We start from the raw sequence: 18083 nt of genomic DNA, 5'->3' as shown, positions 1-18083 counted from the left end.
CATGTCATCGCATCGTCCCGAGACCCTCGCCCACGCCCCCCTGGGCCGCGAGTCCGCCTATCCGGAGCATTACGACGCCGGGTTGCTCTACCCGATTGTCCGTGCCGCCAACCGGGCCCCGCTGGGCATCGAGGAGGGGGCGCTACCCTTCGTCGGCGAGGACGAATGGCACGCCTTCGAGGTGTCCTGGCTCAACGCCCGGGGCAAGCCGGTTGTCGCCGTGGCCCGCTTCCGGCTGCCGGCGGACTCCCCCCGGCTGATCGAGTCCAAGTCGTGGAAGCTCTATCTCAACGGCTTCAACCAGACCCGCTTCGCCAACCGCGAAGCGGTGGTGGCGACCCTGGAGCGCGACCTGGCCGAGGCCGCCGGGTCGCCCGTGGGCGTGGAGCTGTTCGGCGTGGACGACGAGGTGCTCGCGCCGCGTCGGCTGCCGGGGGAGTGCCTCGACGAGCTCGAGATCGAGGTGAGCGACTACACCCCCAGTGCCGAGCACCTGCGGGTGGGCGAGGAGATCGTCGAGGAGACGCTGCACTCCCACCTGCTCAAGTCGAACTGCCCGGTCACCGGTCAGCCCGACTGGGGCAGTATGCTGATCCGCTATCGGGGCCCGCGCCTCGACCGCGAGGGGCTGCTGCGTTACCTGATCGGCTACCGCCAGCACCAGGACTTCCACGAGCACTGCGTCGAGCATATCTTCATGGACCTGATGACCCGGGCCCGGCCCGAACGCCTGCTGGTGCTGGCCCGCTACGTGCGCCGCGGCGGGCTCGACATCAGCCCCTGGCGCGCCACCCCCGGGGAACGGCCGCCGTCGGCGCTGCGCCTGGCGCGACAGTGACCCGGCGACTTGATAGAGTGCCGAGAACCCTTCTCGTTCGGATCCAGGCAAGGAGACCCTTATGGACGCGATGACGCTGCTGCACGAACGCAGCTCCATGGGCAAGCTGATGGGCCCGCCGCCCGACGCGGAACAGCTCGAGGCGATGTACCAGGCGGCCCTGCGCGCCCCGGATCACAAGGAGCTGCGGCCCTGGCGGTTCATCGAGTTCTCCGGCGAGGGGCTCGACCGTCTCGGCGAGCTGTTCGCCGAGGCCGAGTTCCGCGAGGATCCGCATGCCGGGGATGCCGTGCTCGAGGCCGCCCGCAAGAAGCCCAAGCGCGCGCCCATGATCATCGCCGTGATCGCCAAGGTCACCCCGGACGACCCCAAGGTGCCTAGGGTGGAGCAGGTCATCTCCGCCGGCTGCGCCGCTCACGGCATCCTGCTGGCCGCCCACGCCCAGGGACTCGGCGCCATGTGGCGCACCGGCAAGTACGCCTTCGATCCCACGGTCCGCAAGGGCCTGGGCCTGGCCGAGGACGACGAGCTGGTCGCCTTCCTCTACCTCGGCCAGCTGGGCGGCCGCCATCGCCCGCTGCCGCAGCATGACGTCGCCGATTTCGTCGAACGCTGGGACTGAACATGCGCGAACCCGGCATTCCCCATCCCCGCCTGCCGCTGCCCCTCGAGGGCGGGGAGGACGACCCGGCGAGCTTCCTGGCCTGGCTGGGCGAGGCGATCCCCATGGTCGAGCACCTGGGCATCCGCTCCATGCGGCGAGAAGGGGGGGACCTCGAGTGGCGCCTCGATCTCTCGCCCAGCCTCAATGACAAGGGGACCGGCTTCGGCGGGGCGCTCGCCGCCCAGACCACCCTGCTCGGCTGGTGCTGGACGACGCTCTGGCTGCGTCGCCGCGGTTACGAGCGTGACGTGGTGGTGGCCGAGGCCGGCCAGCGCTTCCTGGCGCCGGTGACCGGCGACTACCGGCTGGTCTGCACGCCCGAGGCGGAAGATGGCCCCGAGCGACTCGCCGAGCGCCTGGAGCGCCGCGGCAAGGGGCGCATCGCCCTGGTTCAGCGCCTGTGGTGCGGCGACACCCTCTGCCTCGAGGCCCGGGGCGACTATGCGGTCCTGCCCGCCGACTGAGTCGCGGGAGGACATCGCCCCGATCGGGAAGAAATCCGAAAACCGGCTTGCATTCGCGGACTTAAGCCGATAGTATACGCCCCGTTCTGGAGCGAAAGGCCACGCGCCCAAAGCGATGGAACCACAATGCGGAGGGGTGTCCGAGTGGTCGAAGGAGCACGCCTGGAAAGTGTGTAAGTCGAAAGGCTTCGAGGGTTCGAATCCCTCCCCCTCCGCCAAGAATTCTGATTAAGCCGCTGATTTCAGCGGCTTTTTCTTTTTCTATATCCCTCCAGACCATACTTCAGCCCATACTTTGGGCCTGGCTTCCACGGGTCCATAAAAGACGCTACTGGACAGCTCTTCCCTCAATACCGTATCAGCCCTATGACTCGGCTTATCCCCCGAGGCTGCTCCTGATACCACGCATGGTTGCGTATCTGCTGATACAGCAATGACAGCGGCTCCCTTATTCGTTACCTTCGTCCTAAGTCCTTTGAGCGACGAGAGGTATGGTTACGCCTGGTCTCGATGTTGTAGGTCTACGTGTCCCGTTTGGGTTGCGTGAAGGTCGGATGTATTCGCCTAGTGAGGTCGCCAATGGGCTTCGCTGTGGCTGTGTTTGCCCAAGTCCGAAGTGTGGTGCTGCTTTGATCGCCAACCACCCGACAGGCGGCAAGCGGGCGTACTTTTCGCATCACAGCGGAAGCAGTTGCGAGGCGGGCTACGAGACCGCGGTTCACTTGATGGCCAAGCAGATCATTGAAGATGCGATGTGGGTCACCCTCCCGGCTTACACGGTTCCTATTGAGACGCCCATGCCGGACGGTGTGCCCTATACTGATGAAGTATTCTTCGAGCATCACAAGAGCCAACCCTTCCGAACCGTGGTCCAGGAACAGTCGGCGGGAACCCTGCGTCCTGATCTCACAGCCAGGCTCCGCAATGGCTCCATTCTCTTCATTGAGATCTATGTCACCCATGCAGTGGAAGAAGCCAAGGCCAAGGCGCTCGACAACCTGATGGAGGTTGACCTAAGTAATCTCACGCCTGAGCAGAAAACCGATCCCGACCTGCTGCGCCAGGCAGTGCTTGAGAGTGCCCCTCGCCGGTGGTTTCTATGCTCACTCTACGACAACCTCAAGCGCGTGAAACAGGCCCAGGCCACGCTGAGTGCATCTGCCCCGGACGAATGGATGAGACGCGAGCAGGCAAAAAGAGAGCTGAAGCTCAAGAGGGAGCGCGCTGCGGCACAGGCACAAGCAAGGGAGCAGGGGCGCAAACGGATGGAGGCAAACAAGAAGAGCCGTGACTGGCAGCGACGGCAGCACCAGCACCTTATTGATCATCTCGCAGCTGCCCGGTCGGACGACTATGAGCAGGCGCGCTTGGAAGTACGTACGGCTAATCACGAAGCTAAACTAATGCGCGAGGATGCTTTCCGCACGCCGGGGCGGCTGATAACACGTGGCCGCCAAGCGACATTCGTGGGCATTCCGGTTCAAGGGGACTGGATCATTAATGCGGATTCTGAGGCCTGGCAAGCGCTTGTCGTTTTGGATCATCTGCTGTGCAAGCGAAAAGGAGCCCAGGTGAATATAGGTCAGTGCGTGTCAGCAATTAAGAATCGGTTCGGGATTCTGCCTTGGATGAGAGAGCTCAATGCCCTGAAGCGGGAGCAATCTAGGCAGGATGCTCGCGAAGGTCGGAGCCAGGGGCCAACAAAGCTGTGGTATCTGACAGGCGAAGAGAATCGGAGCATCGTCAATCCGGTAACCGTGGTAATCCGCTATCTGGAGGTTTTGTCCGCGCCGAATATTCAGATTCTCGACGCAATAAGGAGTAATGGAAAAGCCCACTTCCGCCTGCGCGATAACCGCCTCGATAGAATAATGGCTAACATTGATCATTATGCTGACGAATGCGATCAGATGTATAGAACGCATTTGCGAAAGAAGAAATAGTCACCGCTGTGACCCCGGTGCCGAGTAAGCAGGGATCCATGCGGCACTATGGTAGATAGGTGTTGTGCTTGGATCTTTGAACTATCCATTCTTCGCTCTGTGATAGACGTATGCATTCACACAACCCGGGTAAATTACTGTATATAGTAGTTGGTAAATATCAGAGATGAGAGTCTGTGAAAGTCCACCTCGATGGAATGACGGAGATGTTTATCAATGCATGATGCCGATCCTGAAGATGTCGTTGATCAGCATGGGCAAGAGGAAATCATGCTTCCTGCGCTCATGTGGCACAAGAAGCACGATCTCGGCGAGATAGCCCATACGGTACGGTCCGAGCGTGCCGAAAGGATTGTTGAGCGTACCACTATAAGGGTCTCGCCACGGATTGAGCAGCCTCTTCTTATCCTAGAATCGGGCGAGCACATCGTCCTCACCACACGGCAACGTTGCCCAGTTCCTGAAGGAGTAGACGGTGTTGTGCGAGAGGACGATACCGGTTTACTTGTTTGGCAGTATCACCGTGAACTCTCCGGTCAGGATGACCCCGCACAATGGGCGGAAAAAAAGTCAGAGGTCTCGGAATCCTGGAAGAGTGGAATCCGGTATGCTTCAGAACATGTTGACCATGACGGTAATTTAGTGCATGCGGGTCTTCGTGCTCCCCAGATTGGCGCCCTTCATGCTATCGGTGCTCACTGGAGCCTTTATAGTACACCGGCCACGATTGTCATGCCGACAGGAACCGGAAAGACAGAAACGATGATTGCCACTTTGGTTGGCCAGGTGAAGGGTACTTTTTTTGTGGTCGTCCCATCTTCGCCACTTCGATCACAAACGGTGAAAAAGTTTCTGACACTTGGCCTCCTCAGGAAGCTTAGGGTTATTCCCGAGGACATGCCCAATCCCATAGTGGGTGTGATAAACAATCGCCCGCGGTCAGAGAGTGAGCTAGATATCTTCGACTCGTGTCATGTCGTGGTCTCTACAATGGCAGCCGTGAGCCAGGGAACGGCCACCAAGCTTGTGCCGGAGATGGCTGAGAGATCCTCGTGTCTTGTCGTTGATGAGGCCCACCACGTAGGCGCAAAAAGCTGGGCAGCATTCAGAGATGAATTTCAGGCCACGCGCGTCTTGCAGTTTACGGCAACGCCGTTCAGGCGTGATGGTATTCTTGTAGACGGCGATGTGATCTACTCATATCCGCTTCGGCGGGCACAGGAGGATCAATACTTCAAGTCGATCAAGTTTGATCCGGTCTGTGAGATCGAACCCAAAGACGCGGATCGTGCCATTGCAGAGAAAGCGATCACTCAGCTTGGGGCTGACCTGGAAGCGGGGTTTGACCACCTATTAATGGCGCGCTGTAATCGCATTGAGCGCGCCACGGAAATATTGAGGCTGTATCAGGAATTGGCGCCAGGCTATGATCCGATTCTCGTCCACTCTGAAGACTCTTCATCAGGGTGGCATCTACAGCGCCTTTACAGCCGAGATAGCCGCATTGTCGTGTGTGTTGAAATGCTCGGAGAAGGGTTCGACATGCCGCAGCTCAAGATCGCTGCGATTCACGATACGCACAAGAGTCTGGCTGTCTTGCTTCAGTTTACGGGTCGCTTTACCCGGACGGCGGGCGGGGTGATCGGCGATGCGACAGTGGTCGCCAATATAGCTGATCAGGATGTGTCCGCCGGACTAGAGAGACTCTATAGTGAGAACGCAGACTGGAACACACTTCTTGCCGAAATGAGTTCGGATGCCGTTCGCGAGCATCGCGAGCTTGTCGAATTCCTCTCTCAGTCTGTTCCTCTTACTAATGAGGTTGAAGACGACGCGCTAGCTTCAATTTCTCCGGCATTACTCCGTCCTAAATTTAGTGTCGTCGCATATAGAGCGAGTGAGTTTAAGCCGCGTCGTTTTCATCGTGCTGTGCCGGTTAACACCGAAGTTCATCGAGTGTGGCTGCATGATGAATCCAGTACCCTTTACTATGTGACGAAGACGGAGCCACCTGTGCGCTGGACACGCGCGCAGTCGATCCAAGATCGCGAATGGCACTTATATGTCGTTCATTACGATGATGAATTGGGTCTGCTTTTTATTCATTCTAGCGAAAAGTCCTGCCTGCATGAGAACTTGGCCAAAGTGGTAGGCGGCCAGGATGTTTCTTTGGTCCGCGGTGATTCCGTGTTCCGGACTCTTTCCGGTATCAATCGGCTTCAGTTTCAGAATGTGGGCGTCACCAAGCATGCGCGTCGTAATCTGCGCTTTGCGATGTACACTGGTGCGGACGTTCGGCAAGCCTTGGAAATCTCTCAAACTGTCGGTTCCACGAAATCCGTTCTTCAGGGTGCTGGCTATGAGAGTGGTCTGCCGGTTGCGATCGGCTGCTCGTTTAAGGGACGGGTGTGGTCGAAAGAGCGCGGGACAATCGCCCATCTGACAAAATGGTGCAAGCGTGTTGGTGCGAAACTTATAGATAGTGCAATCAGTACGGATGAGATCCTTCAGAATGTATTGGTGCCTGAGGAAATTACGCAGTTTCCCGAGGCAACCGTGCTCACCCTGGAGTGGCCGCTTGAGATTCTTCAGCAGCAGGAGGAGAGGGTTCAGCTCATTCGGGATGGTATCGAAAATCCGCTTTCCTACTTTGATCTACGTTTTGACGAAATAGGGGAAGAGCGTCAAGCGATGCGGTTTTATCTCGAATATGATGGACAGCGGTCCGAGTATGTGTTTCGGCTTGGCATCGCCAATGCTTATGAGTTTACTCACGTGGCCGGACCAGCTCTTTCGATCGGAGTTTCACGCCGAGAACTTCCCCTATCGGATTTTCTAAATGATTACCCTATCTTAGTTCGATTTTCCGACCTTAGTGAATTGGACGGTCATTTATTGATTAAACCTGAGGTGGCGCCAGAGCTTTCCTTTCCGGCTGAATGCTTCGACGTGTGGGATTGGAGCGGTATTGACGTTACGAGGGAGTCGTTGTGGCGTGATGGCCAGCAGCAAGAGAACACGGTGCAGGCTCGTGCGGCGCAACACTTCATAGATGCCGGTTATGAAGTGGTTTTTGACGATGACGCCTCCGGAGAGGCTGCTGATTTGATCTGCTTCAAGGTTGAAGAGGAGGTCATCCATTTTTCTCTTGTTCACTGTAAGTTTACCGAAAATGTAGGGGGTGCCCGGCTTCAGGATGCCGTTGAAGTCTGCTCACAGGCGGTGCGTTCAGGACGCTGGCTCTGGAAGTTCAAGGATTTGTGTCGCCATATCGCTAGGCGCGAGCAGCGCTTGCGGTCCGACATCCGTCCAACCCGTTTTTTACATGGTGGCACACACGAAATGAACAACATTCTGCGCGCAAGCCGGTTCAAGGAGATCCAGGGGCGGATCATCATTGTCCAGCCTGGGATCTCACGGACAAATCATAGTGACCGGCAAGCTACGATCCTCGCGGCTGCTCATAGTTTCCTGATGGACACAGTTGGTGTCTCATTGGATGTAGTGTGTGCGGAGTAGACGAGAGTCAATCTTAAGAACATTTATGATTTATTTACTCCAGGGTACGTGTGAACCTGGCAAGTGTTGGACGGCTTTATCATGCCTGAATTATATAAGGCTTTTCCGATCATCCGCTTTTGGGAAAACTCTTCCCATAGTCGAAAAAATAAAGTGAACATTGAAACGCCGGTGCTGCCTTTTTAGGCAGCACCAGCGCTATATCGTGATTGGGATGCAGGCCAATTCTACAGATACCCCTGCTCAGCAAAGGAATCACATCCCTGGCTCCCGACTACGATGTGATCGATGACCCGGATCTCCACCAGTCCGAGGGCTTCCTTCAGCCGCTGGGTGATGCGTCGGTCGGCATCGCTGGGCTCTGGATCACCCGAGGGGTGGTTATGGACCAGAATCACCGCAGCAGCGTTGCAGGCCAAGGCCCGTTTGACCACTTCACGCGGGTAGACGCTGGCCGAGTCGATGGTGCCGCGAAACAGCTCCTCGAAGCGGATCACCCGGTGCTGGCTGTCGAGGAACAAAGGGCTGAAGACCTCGTGCTCGTAGTCCTGCAGCAGCACCTGCAGGTACTCGAACGCGAGAGCTGGCTGGGTGATTTTACGTCCCTTGGCCAGCCGACGACGAGCGAATGCCTTGGCGATGCTCAAGAGCTCCGATTCAGTCACCGTGTCGGTGATCCGGTAGGTGCCAGTGGTCTCGCCGGCACTCAGCTTGCGGTGGTTCATGGTGTCTCTCCTCAGGCCGCCATGACCATGGCCATGCGACGCTCTAACTCCTCGTAGAAGGTCTCAACGCGCTCGGCGATGGTGCGGATCAGCGCCTCGTCCCGATAGGCACGCTTCACGAACAGCGGCATACCCGGCCAGTAGCTGACGAAGTCGATCCATTCCCGCTCGCTGACCCACAGCCCGCCTTGGCACTGAGCGACGTGCTCCTGGGGTAGCTCGTCGGCCAGCAGCAGCTCGATTTGGTACTTGGGCAGCTTGGTCTTGATCTCGACCAGGCCATTGCTGTCGACCAGGCAATCCGGCGAATAGCCCACCCCGTGATTGAGGATGATGCCGACCTGCTCCAGTTGGGGCAGGCCGGTGGCCTCGTGATAGAGCTCCCGGGCCACGGGCTCCAGCTCATGCCCGCGCTGGGTATGGGCATTGCCCTGGAAGGTGTCGGAGGGCTCGCCGGTGATGCGCTCGCCGATCAGCTGGTGCATGTAGCTCATCGCACCGGCACCGAAGCCTCCCGGCCCCTTGCCCTTGACCAGCAACGTCTTCAGCTCGGACATGGTGACGATGCCCAGACGGGCGGCATGCCACTCGGGCGTGCCCTGTTCCAGTGTCAGGATCTGCATGATGTTCTCCTTCTCGATGACACGGCATAGGCCAGCGAGGGGAGGCCCCTCGCCGGCCGGTCAGTGATGTTGATGGTTGGGCTGCGCCCGCTTCTGCAGGGAGGCACGCAGCTTGTCGAAGTCGCTACGGGGCACCTGCTCGGCGTCGCTGTACTTGCCGACGAACCATTCCTGAGTCGCCGGGGGACAGGCGGCGATCAGCTGCCGGATCTGCCCGGCCTGGAAGGGGGTGACCAGCTTGACCGGGGCGGCGGCGTGACCGTTGTCGTCCTGGCCGCGGGTGGTGATGTTGAGCAGGGCACACAGCACGTAGCGCTTGCCGTAGCTAGTGGAGGAGCCGAACGCCTGGACGGCGTTCTTGCTGCCGCTGGTATCGGCCGGCAACAGCATGCTGGTTTCTTCCCGATGGCCGTCCTGGTGCATCAGCACGCCGGTGACCTGGATGCCGCGTTCCTGGGTCTGAATGCGGAAGCTCACCGCGAAGCCGTGCTTCTTCATGATCGGGCGCACGGTATCGACGATGTCCTCCAGGGTGGCGTAGTGGCCGTTGTTGGTCTTGCCGCGCTCGGCGATGCTCGGCAGCTCAGTCTGCATGGCCGCCATCGCGGCGCTATAGGCCATCAGCGCCTGGCGGTCGAGCACCCGCTCCTGCATCTGCAGTAGGCGCTCCATCTTGTCGATGTCGACCTCGGGGTTGAGGGCGGCCCGCTCGATCACCTGGATGATCGCGGTGCTGTCCTGGGTTGCTTGAGCGATCGGTGTCTGGTCGGCGGTCTTGGGATGAATGGGGGTTGCCATGATGGCCTCCGTTATCGATAGCGTTGGATGACGTCAGGGAGCTCCTCGGTCGGGACCGGCTCCAGGGACAGGGCCACGCGATAAACCTGGCCCTTGGCCAGCACGTGGGTCTCGGTCGCTTGCTCGCCAGCCTCGAGTAACTGACGCGTCAGCTGGGTCAGGGCATGGCAGATCTCGAATGTCATGGGTGGTTGCATCGGTACCTCCATAAACAAAAACGCCCGGCCTTTGATGGGCCGGGCGCTATGCCGTGGTGAGGGAAAGACGGGGGTGGGAGAACGCAGGACGCCGTTCAGGACACCAGCGCAAGGGAGGACTCCAACGCCTTGTCCTTGAGGCTGGCGCCCTGGCCGAACCAGGCGGAGTCCATGCGGTAGTCGTTACTGCGAGCGCGCTTCTCGTGGTCCACGTACTCGGTGACCGCGTTGAGCAGGCCCCAGGCGGTGCCTTGCGCCGTACACAGCTGAGAACCACGTCCCTCGCCCTGGTAGAGCTTCTGGACGCGATTGAGGGCGCGAACGTTGGGCAGCTTGGACGGATCGTCCAGCGGCGCCTCGGCGTTGCAGATCACCGACTGGAAGTAGGTCCTCGCTTCCTCCTGGCTGACCTTGCGCTCGGCCAGGGTCTTCAGGTGATACATGAAGTCGTCCCACTGGGACACGGAGATTCCCAGCTGCTGCTTGACCAGCTGCGGACGGAACTCGGTGCTGTGTGGCACCTTTACGCCCTGCGAGGTGCCGTCCACGGCGATGGTCAGGGTGTTGTTGCACACCACCCGTACCGAAGTTGGCGTCGCCACCGTGGCCAGCGACCCATCGCAGGACGTGGCCAGCAGCAGGTAGTCGTTGACCTGGTCTTGTCCCTTTAGAGCCCCACCCAGGCCGCTGCGGGCCAAGGCCCAGAACTTGCGGCCACCCTTGAGCACCCCGGCGGTCTCCAGCTCATAACCCGCGTATTCCGTGAGGTCCCGGTAAAACTCCAGAACCTCCTCCGGCTGTACCACCTTGTAACGTTGGGAGACCACCGACAGCGGGGCCTTGGTGTCGGAGCGATAGAGGACCTTCTGCTCCGGGAAGGAGTGGATACTGCCCAAGTGGCCGGCCCCATCGGTGATGAAGCGTACCGGGGATTCCTCGATGTGCCAGTCCATGCCAGCCTGCTGCCGCCAGACCTCCAGCGGCTGATGACGTGACAGCTGCTGGCCCAGGCCATGCCAGGGTGTGTCGCCGACGTAGGCCATGTGTTCGATCTGATGTGCCATGAGAAACCTCCAAGACGGAAAAAGCCGGCAAGTCGCCGGCAGCAGGGGGGAAGTGCGGTGATGGGATCAGTCCAGCACCCGAAAGGCATGACCACACCCAAGGCAGAGCCAGGGTGAGCCCTGCCCAGGTGGAAACAGGTGCTGGACCATCTGATGGCCAGCCGCTGCCCCGGCGATACCGCTGGACGCGGCCGCAATCACGGCAACGGCGATCCGGCTGAGGGGGAACTGTGTTGGGGAAGCCAGCAACCGGCTGGGCGAATAGAGCGAGGAATAGGCGCCCTTGAGGGAACCGGCCACCGCACCGGTAGCCGTCCCCAACTTGCGGGCAGTCTCAAGATTGATCACACACTGTGAGACACAGCGCGAGCAGGGTGGGGGCATATCATGTCTCCTGTGCCGGTGGAAGAAGCCTGGGAAGGGCCGGGTTCACAGGAGTGATATAGGTCTCAAAAAAAATGGAACAAAACTTCTACATCTTATTCTGCTACTTTAGTGCTAGTCTCCATTTCCAGTGGACCTTTTGGCAGCGTGCCAGTGCTCCTTCCAGACATGTTTGTCAGGAGTGGGAGGCCGGGCAGAGGTCGCCGCAACTGGCCAACACGCTGCTGAGGTGGTTGCTCTGAGCACGACATCACGACGTTGAGCGCCAGGTTTTTCGAAAAAACAACCTCAGGAGTGGGCAACAGACAAGATTGGCAGCAGCGAACGTCGTCTTGTCGTGGACGTCCTCTGTATATGTCCAGTGAACACACATCTGGATCTCAAGTCCTGGATCGTGGCAGATTGCTTTCAGCACGATACCTCGATTGTCTAGGTCGCCCAGCAGCAGGGGCTCCATATCAAACTTGGACAGGCATGGACTCGCAAGGCCAGGGACCGACGCTGTGCGGTGTTCAGCGAGTATTGCCTGGCGATCTGGCTGATGGACAGGTGGGCTGGTCCAAACATTGCGATAGTCCGGGTGGTCAAGGCATTCGGTTCGCCTTGGACCCACTGTGCTTGCCTCTTGCCGACGTAGTGGCAATCGGATGGAGGTGCTGGTTCCCGGTGGTCTGGGCATCTGGCCTGCCCTCGGGAATTTGCTTGGACACGTTCCACTGAACCGAGTCCTGGCGAGGGGGTAGGGTAGTCGTCGGAAACGCTGGGCGGTGATGACGGGCTACTTCGATGACGGCACATCGCCGGGAAGATCCAACTGGCTACTCGCCCGGCCACTGCGCATGAGCTCGCAGGCCACCAACATCATGAGCCTGAGCCGGCCTACCAAGCTTCACGGCCACGAGCCCCATGCCTACCCTGAAAGGCATACAGGGTAGGCTGCCGACCCAGAATGCCGGTCGGGTCCACAATCTCCTCCTCCAAACTGGCAGGTAACCGCCTAAGTCTCGACACGCGATGAATGCCAATTGGTCAGAAATGCTGCATGGCGAGCCCTTTTGGACCGATCACCCAATGGCGTTTCGAGCCACGTTTGCCGTTGCTACAGCAGGTAATCCCCTGGGCATCCAGCAGTGGGGCGGCACGCTTGAAGGCTGCGCCGAGGCCGCGCGCCTCACGTGGCCATTGGCTGTCCGACACACAGGCCGGCCGGAACTGGCCTAAGATGGCCAGCCAGACCCCCGCCGGATTTTCGACGGCTTCCGTGATGGCGTTGATCCTCAGGTATTCAACAACTGCCTTGGCAATCGGCTCCTCTTCAGTCATCTCGCAGAGCCGCTCATTGCGATATGCCTCGTACTGCGACCAAAAGGCCTCTGCACTGCCGGTCAGTGTGTCGGAGACAATCATTCCGATACGACAGAAATCGTGCCAGCCGTCCGGTACTCTCCGATCCAAGCTCACTTGGTCGATATTGGCATGTGCCTTTCCGAGCATGCCAAGCAGTGCATTGAAGACGCGACTCTGATCTTCGCCTGGTAAGTTCTCCTGAGTATGGCATTGGGAAGACGCCTTACCCGTCTGATCTGTTGAGGGTGATGGCATTTCCAGACTCAAGGTGAGTTCTACTAATTCAGGTTGTGTGATAACCGGCTCTAGGCTGCTCAGCAAAAAAGCACGCCGCACAGCGAGACTCGATGTAATCTCATGGCAACCAATAGCTTTCCATTCCAGCCGGCTTTTGCAGAGCAGCTCAAACATACGTCGCTGTACCGCCGAACTGAGCCCGTCTTCGACATTGTCCAGGTTGAGCACATGATGCCGCCAGGCCTTTTGATCTACGTCCTTGACCTTTGAGGGTGTATCACGAATCGCATTCTCCTTGATTACCGGATCTAGGGTGCGCTTGATGACATCTTGTAGTTGTGCCATTCCAGATTTAAGCTCTCCTGTGAGTTCCAGGACCAGCTGCTGACGTTCTGGCATCATGCAAAGCACCATGAACGTATAGATCAGCAGGTCTCGATCTTTCGGAATCGGCACATACGACTCAATGATGCGCACGCCTGAGGGTGCCATCGCACTGGGACCCTGCATATACAACGTGTGAAAGGGACGACTATTGGCGGGATGCCAGTAAGGATAGACTAGCTCTGGCTGAATCATGTTCTCCTGTTTCGGTTGGAGAATCATCACTTTTCCATTCAGTGCGATATATCGATTACCGTAATTGTCTAGCCAGGTTCGGCCACTCCCGATTTCCGCAACATCCGGGTAGTCCCTCCGAATGATCTCCAGCGCGTCCCGGACATTTTGGTCCGAAACATCGCGATTGTTAGTGCTCGCTGCTATATGCTTGATGATCGGTGCAATCATCTCCGCTTCCAACATCAGGACGGGACCGCCGAAGTTCGGTACAAGGAAATAGACGCCGTTAGGATCAGCTACAAGGCGATAGGCTTGGTAAAGGATCTGCCGGATGAGATTGGCCTTGCAGGGCTTGGGTGGCCGTCCCACCCGGGAAAAGGGAAGTTGCTGGCTCGAGTTGTATCGACCGGTGCTTGCGGAAGAGACAGCCTGATAGTCTATCTGGGGATTAGCGGATGGATTGGGGAGACATGCACCGTTCCCTGTTGAGGGTTGGTTGAGCGGATATGGATTATCGTACATTAGGCTGAGTCCTTAGTTTTCTCGTGGAGCATGATGTTTGTGTTTTTTACTTGCCTTCGCATGTTTTTTGTAGCGGTATCTGTGCGCTCGGGGACTATCAGGGTGTGGCGTATTTGGTATATGAATATTCCTGTCAGTTGAGTTTGCATTACCGTTTGAAGCTGGAGCCGGTGCGTTGGTGTTTTGATTCAAGGCCTTCCATCAATTCAAGTTGAAAGTGCTATAGAGTATCGCCCTCATTCTGCCAAAAATTGTTGAAATTAATTGTGTTAAGGATGTTGGCAAGTATGAGCAGTCCGCCGTCCTGATTTTTCATCCACCCAGTGGATGGTGAATAGCACCAGTGAAGCCAGAAGGTCATTATCCTGGAGCAGAATTGGTTTCGTTAAGGGAATGTTTGTCCCACCTATATCGTCTTCTGAAAACTCCTACATGTTGAATCTCCTTCATTGCTGATGTTGCCAAATTTAGCAGGTTGAACATGGATTGAATAATGAGTTTTTTTAACCTTGGGCTTGTATGTCGTTAGATAATAAAAGATGCTTTTGGATGTTCCTGGACACCCATGGTAACCATTTTTGTATGAGGAATTTTCAAGGATCTCGTCCAGAGCTGTGCCTGAAGACCCCTAGCTGGGGCGTCAGGCACATCGCGGACGAACTAGGTGTCAGCAAGAACACCGTCAAGCGCTAGCTGCGCCAGGGTGGATGGGCGCCCTAGGCCAGCCTGCAGCGCACCCGTTCGCTTGATGTTCTGGAGCACTGTCTGCAGTACCGCCTCCTGCAGCTCACCGGCAATGCCGCCGTGGTGCTGCAAGTCCTGCAGCTCGAACATGGTCTTAACCGTCAGCCTGCGGACGCTGGAGCGCGCCTGCGAATCCTATTGCCAGGCGCTGGCCGCCGAAGACAAGGCGACGGTGAGATTCGAGACTCCACCTCGCAAGCAGCTACAGATCGACTTCGGCAGCCGCCAGATCGTCATCGGTGGCGAGTCGGTCAAGGTCTACCTGTTCGTCGCCACCCTGGGCTACTCCCGCCGCCACTATGTTCGGGCCTTCCGGCACGAACGCCAGTCGGCGTGGTTCGCCGGCCTGGAAGGGGCCTTTCGCCACTTCGGCGGGGTGCCGGAGCAGGTGCTGCTGGACAATGCCAAGGGTTGGTCGATCACCACAACGCCGCTACCCGCGAGGTGGTGTTCAACGCGCGGCTGGTGGCCTTTGCCCATTACTGGGGCTTCCGGCCGGTGGCCTGTGCACCTTACCGCGCCCGTACCAAGGGCAAGGACGAGCGCGGCGTCGGCTACGTGAAGCGCAACGCCATCGCCGGGCGCACCTTCGCCTCCTGGGCGGCGCTGGAGGCCCACCTGGCCTGGTGGATGCGCGAGATCGCCGACCAGCGGTGCATGGCACCACCGGGGAACTGCCGGCGGTGCGCTTCACCGCCGACCAGACCAGCCTGCAGCCGCTGAACGATCGGGCGCCCTTCGAGCAGGCCAGGGCTGGGGCGCCGGGTCCAGCGCGACGCCACCGTGGAGGTCGACACCAACCGCTACAGCGTGCCCTGGCGGCTGATCGGCGAGGCGGTCCAGGTCAGCGTGACCGACGGCGAGCTGCGGGTGCACCACGCCGGCCACGAGGCGGCGCGCCACCTAGAGCTGGGTGGGCGCCGCCAGGTACGCCGGCCTGCCGGAGCACCTGCAGGGCATCGTCGGCTACCGGCCGCCAAGGCGGACACCGAGGGCGCGGTGACGCCCACGCCGGTCGTCGCCACCTTGCCCGCAGTGATCCCGTCGGCCGAGTTGCAGCGCGACCTGACCGAGTATGAGGCGGTGGTGGGAGGGGGCTGGTGATGATGACGCCGGACATTGAGCACCTGGACGCCATGCCCACGCGCCTCAAGCTGACCGCCATCCGTGAGCGGCTCGACGCCCTGCTCGACGAGGCGGCGCGCCGCGAGTTGACCCTGCGCGAGACGCTGTCCTATCTCTGCGAACAGGAGGTGGCTCACAAGGCGCAGCGGCGCATCCAGATGGGGCTGAGCATCGCCCGCTTCCCGTTCCTGCGAACCCTGGAGGGGTTCGACTTCAACGCCCAGCCCGTCGTGGACCCTGGGCAGATCCGCGAGCTGGCTTGCGGGCGCTGGATCGCCAACGGCGATGCCCTGCTGTTGCTGGGCCCACCGGGGGTGGGCAAGAGCCACCTCGCCGTGGCCTTGGGCCGCGAAGCGGTGAAGACCGGCTACTCGGTGCTCTTCACCACTGCCACCGCGCTGATCACCCAACTGGTCCAGGCCCACGCCAGCGGCGACCTGGAGGAGAGGTCACGTCACTTCGCCAAGCCCAAGCTATTGATTATCGACGAACTGGGCTACCTGCCGCTGGAGCCCGGCGCCGCTAACTTGTTCTTTCAACTGGTCACTCGCCGCTACGAACGTGGCAGCCTGCTGGTCACCAGCAACCGCGCGGTCAGCGAATGGGGCGAGGTATTCGGCGATACGGTGGTCGCCACGGCCATCCCGGATCGGCTGTTGCACCACAGCCACGTCATCACCATCCGCGGGGACAGTTACCGACTGCGTGCCAAGCGCAAGGCCGGGCTGATCAAGCCCGATTCCAGCCACCATCACGAGCAGATCGTCAGCGGATAAGGGGGGCAGATTTCACTGTCGCCAGGGGGCACTCTCTGATGTCGCTTGACACCGATCGCGGGACAAGCCCAGGGCCGGGTTCATCAAGCTCGATGCGATCCACCATCCCGAGCCGAGTAGGTCGCCAGAGGGTAAGGGGGCAGTTTCTGGTGTCGTTCGACAACAATGTGGTCGCCCAGCTGCCTGACGCATGCCAACCGCCGAATCCTGCTTGCTTGCGCACCGCATTGGCGTCTGTCTGACCAGGCAGGAGCGCTTGGGTATCCCGCGAGGTTCAGTAATTTTTTACCAGAAGATTTCTCTAAAGGATGGCTTTGCCTAACGTAATGAAAAATATGGATAAAATCTGGTGACTGTTGGTGCGGTGAGAGCTTTTCTGGCTATAAATACAGTGCAAATGCCCAGGATTTGAATAGGCGGCACGGACTGCTGGCTACTTGTATAGCCTCAGATACAATGCGTTATACAAGTTGATTCAGAAGGAGAGTTAAACAATGAGCAACGATACAACCTTCAAGATCCTGAGAATAAAGCAGTTGGTCATCAAACTTGGCATTGGTCGGTCATCCATCTATGCGAAGATGAACCCTCGGTTACCCCAATATGATCCCACATTCCCAAAACCGGTTACTCTTGGCGCCCGGTCAAAAGGTTGGATAGAGCGGGAAATCGATGAGTGGTTACGCTCAAGGTAGGGTAGACCTCCTAATAACCCTGATGCTAGCTAAGGTTCCTGACTTTCTTGAATGCTTCTTTGGCTTCAGTATTTTTATACATCCAGTTGGTTGTCATTCTTTCAACGTCACATTGGAGTAGTTTTATGACTGAGCGGTGATCGCTTTTCTCATGATAATCCAATATTTTCGGTGCCAGTTTGTATGCGGCAGATTTTACTGAGCGCCAACCATTATCTGGACAATCTTCATACAGGAGGTCTATGAGATGATGTTTCAAGTGTTTTAGCTTCTGGTTGGCTAATCTTCCATATTCTTGCTGAAGGAGCTTTTCCCAGCGTTTTTGTTCAGCTATGCATGCGTCTTCAAGTCTTGGCTCTAGAGATGCGAGTTCAACCAGTGCTGCCCATGATTGATCGCGTAAGCCTTCTTGGGCTAGGAGGTCGGAACAAACTAACCACATGAATGAAGTTGAGAAAAGCCTTGTTATTTCCTCACCAGTTTTTTCAAAGAGAGCGAGCTCTAAAAATTTTTGATAGTCGCTAGCTGGCGTGCCAGAAAATATTGCCCTTTCAGCTGAAGAGTATTCTTGATGGAAGAGCTTGTTTGCTAATTCTTCTTCATTTTTTTTCGGTGGAGGTGAGCCAATGGTTGGAGGTTTTCGCGATATATGGAAATAGGTTTCGCAAAGCGTGCTTTTCAGCCTCTCAATGTAGTCTTCAAGCGGGATGGAAGAGATCTGGTGGTAATAGTCAGGGATGGTGAGGTTTCTGTTTGTGAGGTGCTGGTTGTGTTCTCCTCCTTTCTTTTCTGAAATGGAGGTGGTGGCCGGTAAGGGATTATTGCTCATTGCGGATTTCCTTTGATCGAAAACTCAG

General features: G+C 58.1%; 16 protein-coding genes, 1 tRNA gene and 1 pseudogene. 10 read left to right on the top strand and 8 right to left on the bottom strand.

Annotated features, from left to right (window positions below):
* Window position 1 precedes the first annotated feature (1 nt).
* From queF to BEI_RS11920, 6 genes are all read left to right on the top strand, one after another.
* The gene (gene queF, locus BEI_RS11945; protein ID WP_097789731.1) at window positions 2-838 is read left to right on the top strand and encodes an NADPH-dependent 7-cyano-7-deazaguanine reductase QueF; all 837 of its coding nucleotides are present in this window, start codon (window positions 2-4) and stop codon (window positions 836-838) included.
* Between the two features lie 61 nt (window positions 839-899).
* Window positions 900-1460 carry a nitroreductase family protein gene (locus tag BEI_RS11940; RefSeq protein WP_097789730.1) on the top strand — a complete coding sequence of 187 codons (561 nt, stop codon included), beginning with the start codon at window positions 900-902 and terminating at the stop codon, window positions 1458-1460.
* A gap of 2 nt (window positions 1461-1462) precedes the next feature.
* Window positions 1463-1966, top strand: coding sequence for a YiiD C-terminal domain-containing protein (locus BEI_RS11935; protein WP_097789729.1), 504 nt, complete (start codon window positions 1463-1465; stop codon window positions 1964-1966).
* A 130-nt stretch (window positions 1967-2096) separates the two neighbouring features.
* A tRNA-Ser gene (locus BEI_RS11930) sits at window positions 2097-2184 on the top strand.
* A gap of 507 nt (window positions 2185-2691) precedes the next feature.
* Window positions 2692-3909: a hypothetical protein gene (locus BEI_RS11925; protein ID WP_097789728.1), complete on the top strand. Its 1218-nt coding sequence runs from the start codon at window positions 2692-2694 to the stop codon at window positions 3907-3909.
* Window positions 3910-4125: 216 nt separating this feature from the next.
* Complete coding sequence (locus BEI_RS11920) at window positions 4126-7428, top strand: DEAD/DEAH box helicase (RefSeq protein ID WP_097789727.1); 3303 nt, start codon at window positions 4126-4128, stop codon at window positions 7426-7428.
* Window positions 7429-7655: 227 nt separating this feature from the next.
* Here BEI_RS11920 and radC read toward each other — a convergent pair.
* From radC to BEI_RS19310, 7 genes and pseudogenes are all read right to left on the bottom strand, one after another.
* A pseudogene (gene radC, locus BEI_RS11915) lies at window positions 7656-8075 on the bottom strand (RadC family protein); the annotation flags it as partial.
* An 89-nt stretch (window positions 8076-8164) separates the two neighbouring features.
* The gene (locus BEI_RS11910; protein ID WP_097789725.1) at window positions 8165-8776 is read right to left on the bottom strand and encodes a lambda exonuclease family protein; all 612 of its coding nucleotides are present in this window, start codon (window positions 8774-8776) and stop codon (window positions 8165-8167) included.
* A 60-nt stretch (window positions 8777-8836) separates the two neighbouring features.
* The gene (locus tag BEI_RS11905; RefSeq protein WP_097789724.1) at window positions 8837-9574 is read right to left on the bottom strand and encodes an ERF family protein; all 738 of its coding nucleotides are present in this window, start codon (window positions 9572-9574) and stop codon (window positions 8837-8839) included.
* A gap of 11 nt (window positions 9575-9585) precedes the next feature.
* Window positions 9586-9759, bottom strand: a complete 174-nt coding sequence (locus BEI_RS19165; protein ID WP_160174902.1) for a hypothetical protein — start codon at window positions 9757-9759, stop codon at window positions 9586-9588.
* A gap of 107 nt (window positions 9760-9866) precedes the next feature.
* Entirely contained in the window at window positions 9867-10835 is a 969-nt protein-coding gene (locus tag BEI_RS11895) for a DUF932 domain-containing protein (protein WP_097789723.1), read from the bottom strand.
* A gap of 1413 nt (window positions 10836-12248) precedes the next feature.
* Entirely contained in the window at window positions 12249-13886 is a 1638-nt protein-coding gene (locus BEI_RS19025; RefSeq protein WP_153045790.1) for a hypothetical protein, read from the bottom strand.
* A gap of 660 nt (window positions 13887-14546) precedes the next feature.
* On the bottom strand, window positions 14547-14720 hold the full coding sequence (locus BEI_RS19310) for a hypothetical protein (protein WP_227644468.1): 174 nt from the start codon (window positions 14718-14720) through the stop codon (window positions 14547-14549).
* Window positions 14721-15041: 321 nt separating this feature from the next.
* On the opposite strand from BEI_RS19310, the gene BEI_RS19300 reads away from it, so the two are divergent.
* From BEI_RS19300 to BEI_RS19455, 4 genes are all read left to right on the top strand, one after another.
* Window positions 15042-15353: a hypothetical protein gene (locus tag BEI_RS19300; RefSeq protein WP_227644733.1), complete on the top strand. Its 312-nt coding sequence runs from the start codon at window positions 15042-15044 to the stop codon at window positions 15351-15353.
* Between the two features lie 3 nt (window positions 15354-15356).
* Entirely contained in the window at window positions 15357-15734 is a 378-nt protein-coding gene (locus BEI_RS19295; protein ID WP_379802353.1) for a Mu transposase domain-containing protein, read from the top strand.
* Window positions 15735-15736: 2 nt separating this feature from the next.
* A complete protein-coding gene (gene istB / locus BEI_RS11880; RefSeq protein ID WP_227644466.1) occupies window positions 15737-16531 on the top strand; it encodes an IS21-like element helper ATPase IstB in 795 nt (264 codons plus the stop codon).
* Between the two features lie 494 nt (window positions 16532-17025).
* Entirely contained in the window at window positions 17026-17226 is a 201-nt protein-coding gene (locus tag BEI_RS19455; protein WP_097789720.1) for an AlpA family phage regulatory protein, read from the top strand.
* Window positions 17227-17251: 25 nt separating this feature from the next.
* Here BEI_RS19455 and BEI_RS19020 read toward each other — a convergent pair whose 3' ends face one another.
* Entirely contained in the window at window positions 17252-18055 is an 804-nt protein-coding gene (locus tag BEI_RS19020; RefSeq protein ID WP_153045789.1) for a hypothetical protein, read from the bottom strand.
* Window positions 18056-18083 lie beyond the last annotated feature (28 nt).

This window comes from Halomonas beimenensis (genome assembly GCF_002549795.1).
GTDB lineage: Bacteria > Pseudomonadota > Gammaproteobacteria > Pseudomonadales > Halomonadaceae > Halomonas > Halomonas beimenensis.
This window is presented reverse-complemented; position numbering and strand designations above follow the sequence as displayed.